This is a genomic window from Pseudoalteromonas sp. N1230-9 (assembly GCF_032716425.1).
In the GTDB taxonomy this organism is placed as follows: Bacteria; Pseudomonadota; Gammaproteobacteria; order Enterobacterales; family Alteromonadaceae; genus Pseudoalteromonas.
Window position 1 is genome coordinate 347,915 of record NZ_CP090420.1, and the last position, 18,549, is coordinate 366,463.

Here is an 18,549-nt window from a genome sequence, read left to right on the forward strand (position 1 = left end):
CCTGAAATGCCATTGTTGCAAGAATCGAGCAGATAACCTAAACCTTAATAGATAATGATAAATGAGGATATATTATGCCTGCTTCATCTTCTATGAGTAAACATCAACAATTTGCTCGTTGTTTACAAAGCACTCAAATTTCTGCTATGGCCCCCTTTCACTGGTTGGCGTTGGCGTTTAAAGACATCGCAAATGCACCGATGCTCAGTTTAGTCTATGGGTTAGTTTTTACCCTAATACCTGCCGCGATTATGTTTTTTGTATACAGGTTCGACACGCATTTGGTTATTTTACCTGCCGTGGTTGGTTTTGCATTAGTTGGACCTGCATTTGCTGCTGGCTTGTATGACGTTGCGTGGGAGCTAGAAAAAGGCCATAAGCCAACACTACTGCACAGCTTAAAATCAATGTTCAGGAATCCCGCTGGGGAGTGGGGGTTTGCCGTTTTACTCATGGTGATCATGATAGTTTGGATGCGATTGGCAGCGCTTATTCATGCTTTATACCCTAATGTGGTTAATCCTAGCTTTGAACAGCTATCTGCTTTTTTAACATTGGGTAGTATTGTCGGTGGAATACTCCTAGTCACTGTTTTCGCCATTTCAGCATTCGCGCCTCAAATAATGATGGAGCGTCGTGTAGATATCATGACTGCGGTTATTTCTTCTATTAATGCAGTAAAAAATAATGTAGGCGCCATGATTGTCTGGGCTGCATTAATTTTGTGTTTAGTGTTTGTCGGTTTTATTACAGGCACGGCTGGCTTTATTGTAATCATGCCATTACTTAGTTATGCCAGCTGGCATGCATACATAGCCGTTATTAAAACTAAGAAGCCAAGAGGCTACGAATAATGAGTATTCACTCTGATTGAATATTAATTTAACGCAGCAACTTAAAGGGTTGCTGCAAAGTTTGACTTTAAAATTCCCCATGTTATATCTGCCAAAAGCAAGGTGCTTATGCTCGAGATAAGCCAGCAAAACCCTTCTGTTTTGAAAAAGAAATTCAATTATATCAATTGCTTGTCTTTTCAGGTTTTATTATCTTTTACCTTTGATTGAGTTGAACATAATCAAAAGTAGAGGAGAGTGTAATTTTTTGAATTACGCATGAATATGCAGATACTTACCAGCGGAGTGAAAATGAGTAACACACAAAAAGCGTTCCATGAAAAATTAAGCCAGTGTTTATGTCCACCAGGTGATGGTGTTTTTACCGTTAATACGGCAAAGGAACGAAAAGATGCATTACGTACAAAGCTTTATGGGCAAACTGATAACGTTGATGTGCTTTGGAAGGAGTCACTTGAAACACTGGCTGATTCTGATCACAAAGCGGTAATTTTGGGTATTAGCTCTGATTGTGGTGGTGGTATTTTACGAGGCGCCAACTGGGGCCCGTTATTCTTACGTTCAACCTTAATCGACCAACAGCCACAAGCACGTGCTTTTGATCTTGGTGATGTACGTGTTATCCCTCACTTACTACACGATAAATATTTAAACGATGCGACAATCACTAACTGTCAAAAGGCGCTGTACGCAGACGAAAACAGTGAGTACCATGTATCACCTTTGTCGATTACAGAAGATGTGTGTGATGGTTTTTACGCTAACTACCCAGACAAAGGAATTTTCGGTATTGGCGGTGACCATTCAATTAGTTACCCGCTAACAAAAGCATATTTAAAGGCAAAACGTGATGCAGGCAAACGCACGGCAATTATTCACTTTGATGCACATACTGACTTATTAGTTGAGCGCTTAGGTATTGATTTATGTTTTGGCTCATGGTGTACACATATTCTTGAGTATTTACCTTCACCGCGTAATTTAATTCAGTTTGGTATTCGTTCGAGTGGTAAACCGAAAGAGCATTGGGAATCAACGTTTGGTGTTAAACAGCATTGGGCTCATGAAATCTTAGAACGCGGCGCGCAAGCTGTCGCTGATGAAGTAATTGCACAACTTAAAGCCGATAACATTGATGAGCTGTATGTTAGCTTTGATATTGACGCATTAGATGAAAGCTTTGCCTCAGCCACCGGCACGCCTGAAGCCGGCGGACTAACGCCGCAGCATGCACTTGATATCTTAGTTGCTATTGCTGATGAGTTTCCGATCACGGGGGCGGATATGATGGAAATAGCGCCATTTACAGATAGCTCTTTAATTGGCCAAACAAGTTCTGAGACAACGCTTCGTGAAGGGGCAAAGATTTCAGCTTTCTTAATTAACGCTATAAATAAGTAACTGGTTTAGGTGAAAGGCGTAGTTTGCCTTTCACCTATCATTGGGTACTTCAAATTTTATTTCCAAATCTTACACTTCAGACTATATTTATATAAAAAATAATTATAACTTTTTGGTATGGTCAATTTATGCTCAAACCTATTATTCTGTCACTTGCTATGTTGTTGCAACCTTGCTTTGCAGCAATCACCGTTGTGACAGAAAATCTTCCTAGTTTTCAATATCAGAATGCGCAAGGTGTTCTTGTAGGGACTGTGGTTGAAGAAGTAACTAACGCTTTAAAGAAAAGTGGTGTTGAGTATACGTTATCAGTAAATTCATGGCCCATATCATATAATGCCGCCTTACGAGATGAAAAAACGTGTATATTCTCCATCGCTAGATTACCAAGCAGAGAAGATAAGTTTAGCTGGGTTGCAAAGCTAGGTAATTTCACAGCTTCTTTTTATAGTTTTAAGTCACAACAGGTTAAAATTGAAAACCTAGAGCAAGCAAAAAAATACCGAATAGCAGTCTTAAAAGACAACTACAGCCACGTATATTTGTCTGAACGCGGTTTTAATGAACAAAATCAGCTTATTTTGCTAGATAGCTTTGAGAACATTTATGATGTTCTCAAAAGCCGCCGCTCTAGCATTGATATGGTTGTGCTTAGCGATGAACAATTCAATTATGAGCTTAAAAAAGATAAAACCCTTTCATTGCTAAAAGCTATTTATAAAATTCCTACCGATTATCAAGATTTGTACTTTGCTTGTAATAAAAATCTTGAAAGCACCACCTTAGAAAAATTAACTAACGCCTTTTCATCGAACCAAGCAAAATAGGCTTGTTGATTATAGTAAACTAGCTATAATCAGCTGCTTTTTGAACAATTTTGCTAATCCAAATAACCGATTTTCTAGTGTTAAACATTTTAAATGTAGGCCAGTTTAATCAGGTAACTCAGCGTGAAAACGTGCAAAAAGTATTATGCATTGAAAAATTCAATGCGCCTGTTTTTTTAGGAGTTTTAAAATGAGTGATCTGCTCGTTATTGTTTTCTTAATTTTCATAAGTGCATTATTTGCGATGAGCGAAATTGCCATTGCAGCTTCACGGAAAATTAAATTACGAGTCATGGTTGATGAAGGGAATAACAAAGCCCAAGCGGTTCTCGCTTTACAGGAAAACCCAGGGGCATTTTTTGCAATGATTCAAATTTCTTTGAACGCGATTGCAATTCTTGGTGGTATTGTCGGTGAGCAGGCATTGTCGCCTTATATAGAGCAAATCCTTGTGATGATTTACCAAGGTCCTTTGCTTAGTCAAATTAGTTTTTTGATTTCGTTTTTAAGTATTACTTCTTTATTTATTTTATTTGCTGATTTATTACCAAAACGTTTAGCGATGATTATGCCTGAAGCTGTCGCTGTCAGAGTTGTGTCAATTATGCGTTGGGTCACATTTGCTTTAACGCCGTTTGTTATGTTTTTTAATGGCACAACGAATGTTATCTTGCGTGCCTTTAAGGTGCCTGCTGAACGTGAGGATATTGTTACTACCGAAGATATTGTTGCGATGATGGAAGCGGGTGCTGAATATGGCAGTCTTCAGCAGCAAGAATATCAATTGATTGGTAATGTGTTTGATTTAGAAGCGCGCTTTTTATCCAGTGTGATGACACCAAGGGATCAGATTGTTTATTTTGATGTTAGAGCAGATGCACAAGAGGTTGCTACAAAAATTATTGAGCATCCACATAATCACTTTTTAGTCTGTGACGGTAGTTTAGATAAATTAATTGGCTCTGTTGAGTCTAAAGATATCCTTCGTAAAGTGCTCAAAGGGCAAAACGCTGAAATTGATAGCGAACTTATTACTCGTGATGTCTTCTACTTACCAGAAACCTTGAGTCTTTCAGAAGCACTTAATACCTTTAAAAAAGCGGCAGAACCATTTGCGGTTGTAGTAAATGAGTATGCGCTAATGGTGGGGATTGTCACTGTTAAAGATTTAATGAAAGGGTTTATGGGCGACTTGATCACTCACCAAGGTGAAGAGCTCATTATTAAACGTGATAACTCCTCTTGGCTGGTGGATGGCCTTACACCCGTAGTTGAACTCGCTAAGGTTCTTGAGATTGAAGAGTTTCCTGAGCAATCTCATTATGAAACTGTCGCAGGATTTTTGATCTACACCATGAAACGTTTACCTAAGCGGGCAGAATTTATCAATTTTGCCGGATACAAGTTTGAAATAGTTGATGTTGAGGGCGTGAAAATCGAACAGTTAATTGTTTCACGAGTGACTGAAAGTGAAGGCGCGTAAGCGCCTTCGTCATTATTTTAAGTGTAATGAAAAATCTGTATACTGCAGTTTAGCTCCTTTAATACTAAAAGATTTTTTATGTTTCTTTTTAAAACCTTGTCTCGTATTTTTCTGACCACATTTATAGCCTGTTTATCAATATTATCGATTTCAAGTTTTGCGCAATCATCAAAAAATCAAACCTTAGTAATGGTTGGTGGTGCTCTTAACGTATGTAGTAGTGCCAAAACTCATCACTGTACAAATCAAAACGAGCTACAAGGTAAACAAGCTGCTCAATTTAAGATCACTGAGCGTGCTTTAACAGAATTAGAAAACGCATGGCCGAGTAATAACGAATCACACCGTAAACGAGTAATTCAGGTACTCAGCAAGTTGGCTAAAAGTCATTCAGAGACAGTGACAAAGTCAGCTTTGTTATGGGCGTGGCGTGATATTGACAATGAAAGCTTGAGTCAACTTAGCAGCCATGAGTTTAACTTTATGTTGGATATGCTCGAAGTAGCTGTTCTCGATTCTAATGGGAATAGACTAAAAGAGCAGGTTTTTAATGACCTTAACCTAGAACAGGCGAACTCAGATATTGTTGACTTTGTTGGAGCAAGTATAAAAGTCTCGAGTCAAACACCGACAGTGCTTGTTATAACAGCAGCAGATCGTGACCCATATGCTTCAGCAGATTTTTACGAGTCGCTTTTTGAAAATAAAGGAATCAAAACAGAGTGGCTTGCGTTAACACCAGCCTCAGCGTTTGCTATTACACATAATCAATGTGCTGATTTAAAAAATATTCGCCAAGCAACAATGCATGTTTATAACCGTGAACAAGTCTACGCAGATAGGGTATTAGCTGAACAAGCTATGTGTGATGCTGGTATAAAAACTGTGCGGGAAAAAATTCAGTCGGCAACGGCTGTGATCTTTAACGATGAACAGCAAACAAACCTGCAACAAGTTTTGTTTGATAACAAAGGCAATAAACTGCCTTGGTTTGATGATTTGCAATCTCGTCCAGTGATTATGTCAACTGGAGTCAGTAGTTTATTGCAAGCAGGTGGCCAGAATACATTCGGTTCTGTGCCTAGCATAATTAGTGGTGGCGGTATTACTTCACTGAGAGACAAGCCCATAGAGCAAGCATGTATGGGTTGTGTGAACGAGCAAGCAACAGGTGGACTTATTTACTCATCTATTGGCGGACTCGGAACATTCAATTACGGCCCTGTTGATAGTCAATTTAGTGAAAATAATCGTATGCCTAGGCTAATGAGCATTTTAAATGCAACAGGCCAGCGAAATGGCTTTGGAATTGATGAAGCAACTGCGCTTGTTATGATCCACTCTACTGATACTCGCTTAATGACCGTTATTGGTCAAAGTGGTGTAACGCATATACAGTCTGAGGGTGAAAATAAAGGTTTAATAGACTATTGGCCAACGGGGGCTGTCATCGAGATTAAGGACAATGATTTTACTTTATCAAAAAGTTCTACAGATAAGGCGCTACCTACAATCAAAATTCCACCACTACCCATGCAGCGATTTGGAAATATTTTTGAAGCTGAAAAATTGCGTTCTTTATTGCAAGCTATTTGCTTAACACAAGAAAAACAAGCAGTAGCGCAACAAGATGAGTTTTTACTTGCTCTTAATGCAAATAAAAATACAGAGTATCATCGTCTTAATAATTCACAAACAGGGTGTGCTGTAAGCAACCTAGCATTTTCTATTAAGACCTTTTAGTTTTTTAACTTAATGTCTGTATAGATTTTGTTATTGAGTTGATTTAGGTCATACGCTTTTCTTACTAATATAAGCTAACCTGTAAAAAGTGCTTTAGCGTCAGTGGAAAATGTATGAAAAAATTACTGCTATTAACAAGTGGAGGGGATTGCCCTGGTCTCAATGGGGTGATCCGAGCGGTTGTCAAAGCCGCTGAACATGATGGTAACTGGCAAGTATATGGTAGCCGAAGAGCCTACTGCGGTGTATTAGAAACACCGAACGACATTGTCCACCTTACAAATGAGCTGATTGCAGGCATTCATGTTCGTGGTGGAACAATATTGGAAACGGTGAACAAGGGCAACCCCATTGCCTTTCCTATAAATGTTGATGGTAAACACCTACTAGTTGACCGTTCTAAGGAGTTAATTGAGAAGCTAGCAGAGCTTGGTTTTGATGCGGTTATCAATATTGGTGGTGACGGTTCTCATAAAGTCTCTCAGCACTTGTTTGAACATGGTTTAAATATCGTAGGCGTACCAAAAACCATTGATAATGATTTATATGGTACTGATTATACAATCGGTTTTCAGACTGCCGTCGACACTGCTACAGAAGCGATAGACCGCTTAATACCAACAGCACAAAGCCATAACCGAGTGATTATTACCGAAGTAATGGGTCGCGATGCCGGTTGGATTTGTTTGCATTCAGCTATTGCTGCTGGTGCAGAAGTGGCGCTTATCCCAGAAATTCCCTATGATATTGAGGCGATAAAAGCCAAACTAGCATCACGTTTTGATAAAGGCCATGGGTTCGCCAATATTGTCATTTCAGAAGGGGCAAAATCCCTTGCTGGTACTGTAGTTAGTAAACAATCAAATGAATTTGGCTACGAAAACCCAGTGCTTGGTGGTATTGCTGAGCAGCTTGCCTCACAAATACGAGTTGCGCTTGACCTTGATGTCAGAGTAACCGTGTTAGGTCATATTCAACGCGGCGGTACACCTAATGCGTTTGATAGGGTGTTAGCAGCAGAGTTCGGTGTGCAAGCATTCGAGCTAGTTAAGCAGGGGCGATTCGGTTTTATTCCTGTTAGTAAAGACGGTGAAATTAAACCGATCAGTTTAAAAGAAGCAACTTCAGAATATCGTGTTATCCCTTCAGAACATTCGTTAATTACAAGTGCTCGTGCAATGGGCATTTGCTTAGGCGATTAGTCAACGGCCCTAACTGATAGTTTTAAAACGATTTTATAATCAAAATTATCAGTTATCACCGCAAATCTGCGAATAGTAATTATTTATTGCACAAAAAACATGCTCCAAGGCAAGCTTTTTATTTAATGTAAATTAGTTTAAAGACGCTTGATCTGCGTGCTTTTTAGTTTAGAATGATCGTTCACTCTAAACTAAGGATTTAAACATGCAGCGCTCTCGCATTCCATTTTTTGCAGTGTCAGCTCTTGCTGGTGCTGTTTTTTTATCAGGCTGCGGCCAATCAGAACAGGCTCAAGGGCAGACTCAGGCAGCTCAAGCGGTTCCTGTTGGTGTAATTGAGATGCAAAGCAAACCACTTACACTTACAAAAGAACTTCCTGGTCGCGTATCAGCGTCTCGTATCGCTGAAATAAGACCGCAAGTGAACGGCATTATACAATCGCGTTTATTTGTTGAAGGTGCTGAGGTTGAAAAAGGCCAAGCTCTTTATCAAATTGACCCTTCGACGTTTGAAGCGCAAGTAGCAACAAGTAAAGCGGCAATCACAAAAGCAGAAGCAAGTATTGCAAATGCAAAAGCTAAATCAGAGCGTTATAAAGAACTGTTAAATATTAAAGCAGTGAGTCAACAAGATTATGATGAAGCTGATGCGGCATACAAAGGCGCTAAAGCAGATTTGTTGACAGCTCAAGCACAATTAAAAACTGCAGAGATTAATTTGAACTACAGCAAAGTGTTAGCACCTATTAGCGGTCAAATTGGTAAGTCAGATGTTACAGCGGGTGCACTTGTCAGTGCGAATCAAGCAACGGCATTAGCGACAATTACACAACTTGATCCTATTTTTGTGGATTTAACGCAATCAAGCAGTGAATTAACCCGTCTTAAAAAAGCAATTGCAACAGGTCAGCTTGATAAAGATGCCGCACAGCATTCTAAAGTTGAGCTAAAAATGGAAGACGGCACCACTTATGCTCATAAAGGGACACTTAAGTTCTCTGAAGTGACAGTTGACCCAAGCACAGGCTCTGTCACTCTTCGTGCTGAATTTCCTAACCCTGAAAAATTGTTATTACCGGGAATGTATGTACGTGCTGTTGTTGTTGAAGGCGTTAAGAACGACGCTATCCTCGCTCCACAACGTGGTGTAAGCCGTAATACTAAAGGTGAGCCAATTGCGATGGTGGTGAGTAAAGATAACAAAGTTGAGCCTCGTATTTTAAAAACAGACCGTACAGTCGGTGCTAACTGGTTAGTGACTGAGGGACTACAAAGCGGCGATAAGCTGATTGTTGAAGGTCTTCAGAAAATTAGACCTGGTGCACCTGTTAATCCTATGCCTGCAGAGTCAGTTGCAAATAGCCAGTAACGGAGAAACTTAATGTCACGATTTTTTATTGATCGGCCCATATTTGCTTGGGTACTTGCCATTGTAGTGATGCTGGCAGGTATTCTAGCAATTAGAAGTTTGCCGGTTGCACAGTATCCATCAATTGCACCACCAGCAATCAGTATTCAAGCCAATTACCCAGGTGCGTCGGCCCGTACATTAGAAGATACGGTTACCCAGGTTATTGAACAAAAGATGAAGGGTCTTGATGGTTTGTTATATATGTCGTCTACCTCAGAATCGAATGGTTCAGCGACATTAACATTGACTTTTAGTGCTGATACGGACCCTGATATAGCGCAAGTTCAAGTACAAAATAAGTTGTCACTTGCAACACCATTACTTCCGCAAGAGGTGCAGCGTCAAGGTGTCTCTGTTGCTAAGTCTGCTAGAAACTTTTTAATGGTAGTGGGCTTTGTATCCGAAGATGGCAGCATGAATAATATTGATATTGGTGATTATGTTTCATCGAATGTACTTGATATTATTTCCCGTGTGAACGGCGTTGGTGAAGTTCAGCTTTTTGGTTCACAATATGCCATGCGAATTTGGTTAGACCCATCAAAACTGCAAAAATACGCACTAACACCAGCGGATATCAGCGCTGCGATTAGTGCTCAAAACGCGCAGGTTTCCGCTGGTCAGCTCGGTGCGCTGCCTGCAGTTGATGGTCAGCAATTGAATGCTACAGTAACCGCACAAAGCCGCTTACAAACACCAGAGCAATTCAGAAATATCTTTGTAAAAACGAATGCAGATGGTTCAGTTGTTCGCTTAAGCGATGTGGCAGAAGTGGAACTTGGTGGCGAAAACTATGGCGTTGTTGCGCGCTTTAACGGTAAACCAGCCTCTGGTTTAGGTGTAAAACTTGCCAGCGGTGCTAATGCACTTGATACTGCCGATGGTGTAAAAGCAGCACTTGCTGAGCTTGAGCCATTTTTTCCTGAAGGGCTAACAACTGTTGTTCCTTACGACACGACGCCATTCGTATCATTATCAATTGAAAAAGTAGTCAGTACATTAATTGAAGCCGTTGTATTGGTATTCTTAGTAATGTACTTATTCTTGCAGAATTTTAGAGCCACACTTATTCCAACCATAGCGGTGCCTGTTGTATTACTAGGAACCTTTGCGATTTTGCAGGTGTTTGGTTATTCAATTAACACATTAACCATGTTTGCAATGGTACTGGCAATCGGCTTGCTTGTTGATGATGCCATCGTAGTTGTTGAGAACGTGGAACGTGTAATGACCGAAGAGAACTTATCTCCACTGGAAGCAACACGTAAATCGATGGACGAGATTAAAGGTGCGCTTGTCGGTATTGCTATGGTGCTCTCAGCGGTGTTCGTTCCAATGGCATTCTTTGCGGGCTCTACAGGCGTTATTTATCGTCAATTCTCGATCACCCTTGTAACAGCAATGAGTTTATCGGTATTGGTGGCGTTAATTTTAACACCTGCTTTATGTGCAACTATGTTAAAGCCTAGCCATGTCCATAATGATAAATCACTTTTTGGCCGCTTCTTCTTAGGATTTAACCGAGGATTCGATAAAACCAATAATGGTGCGCAAAGCTTTGTGTCACGCATGATCAAGCACAGCAAACGTTACTTACTTTGTTATGGTTTGATTGTTGGTGGCATGGTATTTATTTTCTCGCAATTGCCATCTGCTTTCTTGCCAGATGAAGACCAAGGGATTTTATTTAACCAAGTCAGCTTACCTGCAGGTTCAACAACAGAACAAACGTTAAAAGTTGTTGAAAAGATGGAACGTCACTTTTTAGAAGACCAATCTGAAGCTGTTCGCTCTATCTTTACAGTAACAGGCTTCAGTTTTGCAGGTTCTGGGCAAAATGCTGCAATTGGCTTCGTTGGCTTAAAGCATTGGGATGAACGTCAACGTGACGATCTATCTGTTGGTGCAGTAGCTGGTAAAGCAATGGGCTTTTTCTCAACTATTAAAGAAGCTTTTGTATTTGCTTTTCCACCTCCCGCTGTTGTTGAGCTAGGCACGGCAAATGGTTTTACTTTATTCCTACAAGATCGTGTTGGCTTGGGGCATGACAAGTTACTTGAAGCGCGCAATATGTTCCTTGGTATGGCGGCTCAAAACCCTGTTCTTTCAGGTGTACGCCCAAATGGTCAAGAAGATAAGCCAGAGCTTGAACTTGATATTGATTTGGCTAAAGCCGAGGCATTGGGTTTAACACAGGCTGATATAAATAATACGCTATCAACCGCTTGGGGTAGTAGTTATGTAAATGACTTCATTGACCGTGGACGCGTTAAGAAAGTGTATCTGCAAGGTATCCCTGAATCACGTATGGTTCCAGAAGATTTGGATGAATGGTATGTGCGTAACTCTGCAGGTGATATGGTGCCATTTACAGCATTTGCACGTTCATTCTGGACGTATGGCTCACCACGACTAGAACGTTATAATGGTTTTTCAGCTATGGAAATCCAAGGTGCAGCTGCGCCTGGCTATAGTACTGGTCAAGCAATGATTGAAGTGGAAAAAATTATTAAGAAATTACCGCCAGGTGTTGCCTTTGAATGGACCGGTATTTCTTATGAAGAGCGCCTAAGCGGTGGTCAAGCTCCATTATTGTATGCGCTTTCATTATTAGTTGTATTCCTTTGCCTTGCCGCATTATACGAAAGCTGGTCTGTGCCTGCTGCTGTAATGTTAATTGTACCATTGGGTGTATTTGGTGCAGGAGTTGCGTCATTTGTATTTAATTTATCGAATGATATTTATTTACAGGTAGGTCTATTAACCACCATAGGTTTAGCATCCAAAAATGCCATTCTTATTGTTGAATTTGCTATTCATAAAATGGATGAAGGAATGAAGTTAGTTGATGCGGCTGTGGCAGCTATTCGTCTACGTTTACGCCCAATCTTTATGACTTCAATGGCGTTTGTATGTGGTGTATTACCTCTTGCAATAGCCTCAAGTGCAGGCTCGGGTGCTCAAAATGCACTAGGTATTGCGGTTATCGGCGGTACGCTTGCTTCATCAAGTATTGTGGTGTTGTTTGTGCCGTTATTCTTTGTATTGGTACGTCGTATCTTCCCTGGTAAGCATAAAGCGACAAATGAGGAGCAAGCATAATGACCCTTAAACTCGTTTCTGTTTCTGTGGCAGCTTTGTTACTCTCTGCTTGTAATATGGCGCCAGACCTTGAACAACGTGAATTACCCGTTGCGCAAAACTATGATGTAGAGGGTAGTGAAGGCGATATAAACGCGCTGCATTGGCAAACATTCTTTAGTGATGAACAATTACAACAGTTAATTCAACTCACGCTTGAGAATAACAAAGACATTCAAACTGCTGCACTCAATGTGCAGCAGGTGAGAGCTATGTATCAAATCGAGGATTCAAATTTGTATCCAAGTATCGATTTAAATGCATCAGGCACACGTCAGCGTTTACCAGCAGATTTATCTAACACAGGGCAAGCGACAATCACAGAGCAATACTCTGCAACGGTTGGCTTAACGGCTTACGAGCTTGACCTGTGGGGGAAAGTACGTAATCAGTCTGAGCAGGCACTGCAAAACTTATATTCAGCAGAGTATAGCTTGACCAGTGTTCGCATCAGCTTGATATCTGAATTGGTTAATGCATGGCTAAACTACGCAACCGATAAAGCGTTACTTGCGCTTGCTAACGATACGCTTAAATCACAACAAGAGTCATTAGAGTTAACGCGAAAGACCTTCGCATTGGGGGCTGCCTCACAGTTAACCCTATCTCAGTTAGAAAGCACAGTAGCAACAGCAAAGGTGGATATTGCAAATTATCAACGCCTACTTAAGCGTGATAAAAATGCCTTAGACTTTTTAGTGGGTAAAACGGTGAGTGCCGATTTATTACCTACGCAAAGTATTGATACAGTGCTTAACATGCCTGAGGTGCCTGTTGGTTTACCGTCTGAGTTATTAACACAGCGTCCTGATATAAGAGCTGCTGAGCATGACCTACTTGCTGCTAATGCAAATATTGGTGTTGCGAAAGCGGCTTTTTATCCAAGCATTAGTTTAACAGCCAATGCTGGAACAGCTTCTGCTGATCTTGATAATTTGTTTGATTCAGGCTCAGGCACATGGAGTTTTGTACCTTCGATTAACTTACCTATTTTTAATATGGGACGTAATCAGGCTAACTTAGATGTGGCTAAAGCACAGCAAGAAGCTGCGTTAACAAGTTATGAGCAAACCATCCAGCAGGCGTTTAAAGAAGTATCAGATGCACTTGCAGACCGTCAAGGTTATAAACAACAGCTTGATGCTTTAAATGATCTTTATCGTAGCAATGAGGTGTCTTTTACCTTGTCGGATGCACGCTTCCAAAAAGGTGCTGATAGTTATTTGCAAGTGCTGGATGCACAACGTAATTGGTATAGTGCAGGGCAGCAGTTAATTTTAGGTAAGCAAGCGTATCTTGCGAGCCAAATTAACCTTTACAAAGCCCTCGGTGGTGGCTGGAGTGCCCAACAGGTTGCTCAATAAACTATCAATTGCATAATTTATTTAAGGACTTGCATGATCTTAGTTGTTTTACCACCAAGCAATGATTAAGATCATGTAAACCTTATTTAAGTTATAGTTAACCCACGTCACATTACCTCGGAGACAAAATGACGCAAAAAACCAAAAGACACAACGACCCTGCGCTTGCTGAGGCCAGACGGAATCAAGTGCTTTGTGCGGCTGCTGATTGTTTCCGACGCAAAGGTTACCATGGTGCGGGTATGGCTGAAATTTCTAAAACAGCGGGTATGAGTGCTGGCCATATCTACAATTACTTTGCGAGTAAAGAAGCTATCATTGAATCTATTGTCGAGCGCGACATGGAAGAGATGTTCTCTATCTTTAAAGAGTTTGCTAATAAACCCGGTGACCGTGTTACGGTGCTGCTCGATGGCCTAGAGCGAGGGGTTGAACGCCATACTGATTTAAACCAAGGTGCGCTTGATTTAGAAATGTTAGCTGAAGCTGCGCGCAATGAAAAAGTGGCTAATTTACTGAGAGAGTCCGATACCCATGCTCGTGATTCTATGCGTGAGTTACTAATCGGTGAAAGAGGTCCTTTGCAAGACACAGAGCTGTCTGAGGTAAATGCTCGTATTGAAGTAATGTTTTCAGTAATGGGCGGGTTATTGCTCAGAAAGATGCTTAACCCTTCCCTTGATACTGAGCAGATAATGAAGGCACTAAAACCCGCCATGAAGACTTTGTTAGTCCCTTTTGAGTAATATCAAATAGAGGCGCGATACGCCTCTATTTTTAAAATCGTTCTATTGACCACTGTAACGCGATAAGAGCAATTGCAACTGACCCTACTGGCATGACCCATTTTTTGTACCAATCATAATTTCGCATAGCAATAAGTAACGGTAAGCAAACAGCTAAAATTGCAAGTTGACCTAGCTCTACACCTAGATTAAATGCAAGTATGCTCATCAATTGGTAATTAGAAGATAAGCCAAGCTCACCGAGTACGCTGGCAAAGCCCATTCCATGCAAAAGACCAAATGCAAAGGTTACCCATCCTAAGCGAACAATTAGTGGCCAAATATTATTAAGCGCTGCAAATAGCACTGAAATTGCTATTCCCAGTTCAACCCAACGACTATTAGGTGATACCAGTTCCAATGCAGTAGCTGTCAATGTGATTGAGTGGGCGAGTGTAAAAGCGGTGATGATCCACGCTGTATCCACGGCTATTTTCTTTTTAGAATTAATCCCTTGCCAACGTTTATCATTTCTAACGAGAACGCATGTTAATAATAGAGCCACAAGGAATAAAATATGGTCGACACCCATCCAAATATGTAACACGCCCTGATAGACATATTCGATGAATGTGTCACTGTAACTCGATTTATTGAAATTAATGACTTGCGATTGTTTGTTCTGGCTAAATACTCTGCTTGAATTAGCAACAGCTGCAATCGCTTTATGATTTGAGTCTATATCAAATAGCGCGGTGTATTTTAAGGTAATTGCGGCAGACGCGTTTGGGCAAATTATCTGAACAGGGACATCAATGTATGATTGATTAAAGTGAGAGTCTACTTTTAATTCTCCATTGTAAGATAACAAGCAAGGCGCTGCAGATTGCACTGTAGAAAAATGATTACTTAGATAAGAGGTAATTGCCGATTGTTTGGTTTTAATTTCTTGCCATGTAATCACGTTATCTTGGTTTAAATCAAAGGGGATTTTTTGTTCTAAATCACCAACGGCAACCTGCCAAGAACCCGATAACTTTAACTGCTCGGTCGAATCAGCTTCGAGATTCAAATAGGCTGTACTTAACTGGTGTGCTTTTAACGTAAAGCTACAAGCAAAAAGCATTAAAGCAATTAAAAGTGACTGTTTCATTGTAATTTCCTAGTTCTTCTTGGTCGCTAATTCGAGCAGGCGTTTATCGCTCTCTAACTTAGCATGCTGCCAGTTAACGTTTGCCCAATAAGTGGCTTTTGTAGGATCATGATTTATCATTAAATAATACCAAGCAAGGTCACTGGCATGATAGGTATCTTGTCTCAATTCTCGTAGTGTTACTCGCTTTTTCAGCAGTGTTTGCCACTTACTTGATTGGCTGTCTTCTTTATTTAGTTCTGCTTGTGCCAAGCGAAGTAATAAAGCATCTTCTAGATTGCTTTCATCTGCTGTAAGTTTTGAAAGTGTCACAAGCACTTTTTCGTTATTACCAAGCGCTAATTGCGCATTTGCCCACAACACAACTAAGCTGACAGGTGCTTTGGCTAAGTCAACTTCATTTAAATACTGTAAGGTTTGCTCTGGCATGTTTAATCGATAAGCCATTTCTGCAAGAACATGGCGTGTATTCATGCTTATGTTTCGTTCTTTGATAATTTTTTTTAAGCCTTCATAGCTTTTTGCCAAATCACCCATTTGACTTTTAACATCAAGTGAGCAGGTTGAAATTGTCTCAATACTGGCTTTACCCACCAGCGATAAGCAATTTGAATTTGCTGCTGCAAATTGGCCTTGTACTTTAAGAATATTTGCTTTTAGTAAAATTGAATTCACATGGCTAGGGTCGTTTTTTAATAAATCATTCAGTACCGCCAAAGCAAGTTCGAACTTGTGCTCGCGTTGCAGCAGGCGTGCATAATAGTAGTGGATATCAGGGTCATCAGTTTCGCGAATTTTTTCTGATAAGTAATTTTTTAACAGGCCTTGGTTTGATTCTGTTTTACCAGCCCATTGATTCTGCTCAAATAACGTTGCCAATTCGTATTTTGTTAATGTGGCAGGTAAAGGACTTCTTGAACTTGCTATTACATCTTCGTCGTTTGGTATATATGGCTCTGCTTGCAATAGCGTTGTTGTAAATAGTAGGAAGAAAGAAAATAATTTCATGATTTATCCTTATAAAGGCCATCCATGGCCAAGTTTGCAATTAATTTCCACTAACCAGATCATCAAAGTTTGCCTCTGCGCCTGTATTTGTAAATACACGACCGTTTAGGCTCAATGGTTTATCTGATGCACTCTGACTAAATGCAGCACGGCCAATTGTTGCAAAGTCAACTTGCAACGCCTCAATGGTGATACTCACAGTGGCTGTTGCTTGACTGTTTTTACTATCAGTCACAGCAAAATCAAAACTGTCAGAGCCTGTTGTTTCTGGATTTGGCGTATACGTATAACTACCATCAGCATTAACAACAACATCACCTAAGCTCGGTTCTGACACTAAACTGTAAGTGAGTGCATCCCCGTCAGGGTCAGACCCTTTTAGCATATCTTCAATAGCAACTTCTGTTTGTGTTGTTACCATTGCATCAATTGCACTGGGTGCATTGTTTACAGGTGTCGGTTTCATTTTGTCATCATTATCACTACCGCCACAGCCTGCGAGTACGCCTGCAAAAACGCTAAGGAGTAAGGTAGAACGATTGAATTTACACATAATTGCCTCCTTACTTAGACCCAGCAATTGGCGTTGCAAGATAAGGGAAACTAGCATCCATCATACTTGCATCCAATGGTGCACCATCTGTGAATGGAACAGTACCTACACTCGCATCATCTGATGTGCATAAGCCTAAGTCTGTGTCGGTGCCGTTGACAGGGATTGGATAACACAAACGACCCATTACAACACGAAGCGCAATATCAACAACATCATCACCCGGACGACGACCGTTAGGGAAGCCTGCTAAATCATCACCTGCTACGCCAAATGCGGATTGTTCTGACTGCGCCGTTGCTGCAATAGCGGTATTTAAACGTAGCATTTCTGATGGTGTTACAGTTGCAAGCTGGTTTACACCTGGGAAACCAGTTAAAAACGCAGTTACCAAGTCAACACGAGGGAAGTTGGTTGGTGCAAGGGTTTCGATATTCGTACCTAAGGTAGTATTTACAGCATCTTTAAATAAGATGTTAAGTAGTTCGGGTAGTGAAGGGTGTGTTACATAATCAGCGAACTGACCATCATCAGCAGGAGCAGATGTAGAGAAAGTGTCTTTATCCTTAAGGCCAATGACAAGCTCGTTTACAAGTGGGTTACCAAGGCGAGACACTTGTGTTAAGGCACCCCCGTTCACAGCATTTTTAGCAAATGAAGCATTTGGGTTTAAAATGCGTGCTTGAGGTAAACTTGCCGTTGTCCAGCTACCAATTGTGCCGTTACCTTCACCAGTGACACATGCTTTGGGTACTTCAACTGCGATTGCAGTGACATTTTTCATTGCTAAATCATCATTGTCTGCAGATTGTGTAATACCTCCAGGAAAGCCATTACCGTCACCTGCCCCAGGGGCACTGTCGCCTTCAACTGGCACATAATTAACTAAATCAAAGGTTTTACCAAGGTTAACAACAAATGGGTCTTTGCGCTGGCCTACAAATACTTTACCCATACCGCTACATCCTGGAATCGCAACAGTATAGATATACTGGTTTGCATACTCTTTATAAGCAGACATCGATGAAAATGTTTTGTTACCGATGTAATCAAGTGGTTTGTAAAACTCATTACTGCTGTTCATGGTATTGGTCAGCATTGCTTTAGTGCCGGTACGTTGTGGGCCTGAAATAACACTAACAGTATATGATTCACTAAAATTTACTGCAGCGTCATTTCCAGCTGCGACACCACCTACGTTTTTAAGAGGTACTGCCACGGTTCTTTGGTTGCCTTCTGGTCCCACTGTGAGTGCAACTCCCATATTGTCATTAGGGAGCATGCTTTTGAAATTAAAAGCAAAAGTCATATCTTCTATGGCATCACCGTCATTATCGATATGAATGCTGTAAGTTGCATCAGGATCCATAGCGAAATAATTAGGGCCGCCATATGCATCCTGAAGTGGGATATAGTTAGCGATAAAGGTGACATAGTCGCCACGACCTTCTTCGTAGCTATTAAACGCGTAAAAGTCAGTTGAATCTAATGTCGGAAAGCGCGCGATGTTTGGCGCTTCACGATGACTTGAAGCTTCAGTTGGAGAGCTGAATAGGGTACTACATACTACAATTGCAATAAGAGATGGAGTTACGTTCTTCATGACTTTATCCTTAGTTTTTTAAATTAAGTCATAGTGAATACGTATTAGTAATTTAACTGGATGCAATAACTTTAAAGTTTT

14 protein-coding genes are annotated in these 18,549 nt (G+C 40.7%); 10 read left to right on the forward strand and 4 right to left on the reverse strand.

All coding sequences use genetic code 11. The annotated features are described in order from the left end of the window. The first annotated feature begins 74 nt into the window (after nucleotides 1-74). The 10 genes from LY624_RS18960 (at nucleotide 75) to LY624_RS19005 (ending at nucleotide 14,172) form a co-directional block, all read left to right on the forward strand. Nucleotides 75-854, forward strand: a complete 780-nt coding sequence (locus tag LY624_RS18960; protein WP_341804816.1) for a DUF2189 domain-containing protein — start codon at nucleotides 75-77, stop codon at nucleotides 852-854. 291 nt (nucleotides 855-1,145) lie between these two features. Further along, entirely contained in the window at nucleotides 1,146-2,255 is a 1,110-nt protein-coding gene (locus tag LY624_RS18965; protein ID WP_130152113.1) for an arginase family protein, read from the forward strand. A 128-nt stretch (nucleotides 2,256-2,383) separates the two neighbouring features. Beyond that, nucleotides 2,384-3,082 carry a substrate-binding periplasmic protein gene (locus LY624_RS18970; protein WP_341804817.1) on the forward strand — a complete coding sequence of 233 codons (699 nt, stop codon included), beginning with the start codon at nucleotides 2,384-2,386 and terminating at the stop codon, nucleotides 3,080-3,082. A 190-nt stretch (nucleotides 3,083-3,272) separates the two neighbouring features. After that, complete coding sequence (locus LY624_RS18975) at nucleotides 3,273-4,565, forward strand: hemolysin family protein (RefSeq protein ID WP_341804818.1); 1,293 nt, start codon at nucleotides 3,273-3,275, stop codon at nucleotides 4,563-4,565. 78 nt (nucleotides 4,566-4,643) lie between these two features. Further along, nucleotides 4,644-6,308, forward strand: coding sequence for a cyanophycinase (locus LY624_RS18980; RefSeq protein ID WP_341804819.1), 1,665 nt, complete (start codon nucleotides 4,644-4,646; stop codon nucleotides 6,306-6,308). A 113-nt stretch (nucleotides 6,309-6,421) separates the two neighbouring features. After that, on the forward strand, nucleotides 6,422-7,510 hold the full coding sequence (locus LY624_RS18985) for a 6-phosphofructokinase (protein WP_341804820.1): 1,089 nt from the start codon (nucleotides 6,422-6,424) through the stop codon (nucleotides 7,508-7,510). 205 nt (nucleotides 7,511-7,715) lie between these two features. Next, nucleotides 7,716-8,879: an efflux RND transporter periplasmic adaptor subunit gene (locus LY624_RS18990; RefSeq protein ID WP_341804821.1), complete on the forward strand. Its 1,164-nt coding sequence runs from the start codon at nucleotides 7,716-7,718 to the stop codon at nucleotides 8,877-8,879. 12 nt (nucleotides 8,880-8,891) lie between these two features. Beyond that, nucleotides 8,892-12,023 carry an efflux RND transporter permease subunit gene (locus tag LY624_RS18995; protein WP_341804822.1) on the forward strand — a complete coding sequence of 1,044 codons (3,132 nt, stop codon included), beginning with the start codon at nucleotides 8,892-8,894 and terminating at the stop codon, nucleotides 12,021-12,023. Next, nucleotides 12,023-13,426, forward strand: coding sequence for an efflux transporter outer membrane subunit (locus tag LY624_RS19000; protein WP_341804823.1), 1,404 nt, complete (start codon nucleotides 12,023-12,025; stop codon nucleotides 13,424-13,426). The genes LY624_RS18995 and LY624_RS19000 overlap by 1 nt, the downstream gene beginning before the upstream one ends. Before the next feature lie 128 nt (nucleotides 13,427-13,554). Then, on the forward strand, nucleotides 13,555-14,172 hold the full coding sequence (locus LY624_RS19005; protein ID WP_237118857.1) for a TetR/AcrR family transcriptional regulator: 618 nt from the start codon (nucleotides 13,555-13,557) through the stop codon (nucleotides 14,170-14,172). 31 nt (nucleotides 14,173-14,203) lie between these two features. Here the strand turns inward: LY624_RS19005 and LY624_RS19010 are convergent, their stop codons facing one another. Genes LY624_RS19010 through LY624_RS19025 form a run of 4 tightly spaced genes read right to left on the reverse strand, consistent with a single transcriptional unit; the run spans nucleotide 14,204 to nucleotide 18,468 of the window. Continuing rightward, the gene (locus LY624_RS19010; protein ID WP_341804824.1) at nucleotides 14,204-15,304 is read right to left on the reverse strand and encodes a HupE/UreJ family protein; all 1,101 of its coding nucleotides are present in this window, start codon (nucleotides 15,302-15,304) and stop codon (nucleotides 14,204-14,206) included. A gap of 9 nt (nucleotides 15,305-15,313) precedes the next feature. Further along, on the reverse strand, nucleotides 15,314-16,312 hold the full coding sequence (locus LY624_RS19015; protein ID WP_341804825.1) for a tetratricopeptide repeat protein: 999 nt from the start codon (nucleotides 16,310-16,312) through the stop codon (nucleotides 15,314-15,316). 40 nt (nucleotides 16,313-16,352) lie between these two features. Beyond that, complete coding sequence (locus LY624_RS19020) at nucleotides 16,353-16,865, reverse strand: Ig-like domain-containing protein (protein WP_130152102.1); 513 nt, start codon at nucleotides 16,863-16,865, stop codon at nucleotides 16,353-16,355. Nucleotides 16,866-16,875: 10 nt separating this feature from the next. Continuing rightward, a complete protein-coding gene (locus tag LY624_RS19025) occupies nucleotides 16,876-18,468 on the reverse strand; it encodes a DUF4331 domain-containing protein (RefSeq protein WP_130152101.1) in 1,593 nt (530 codons plus the stop codon). Between the last annotated feature and the right edge of the window lie 81 nt (nucleotides 18,469-18,549).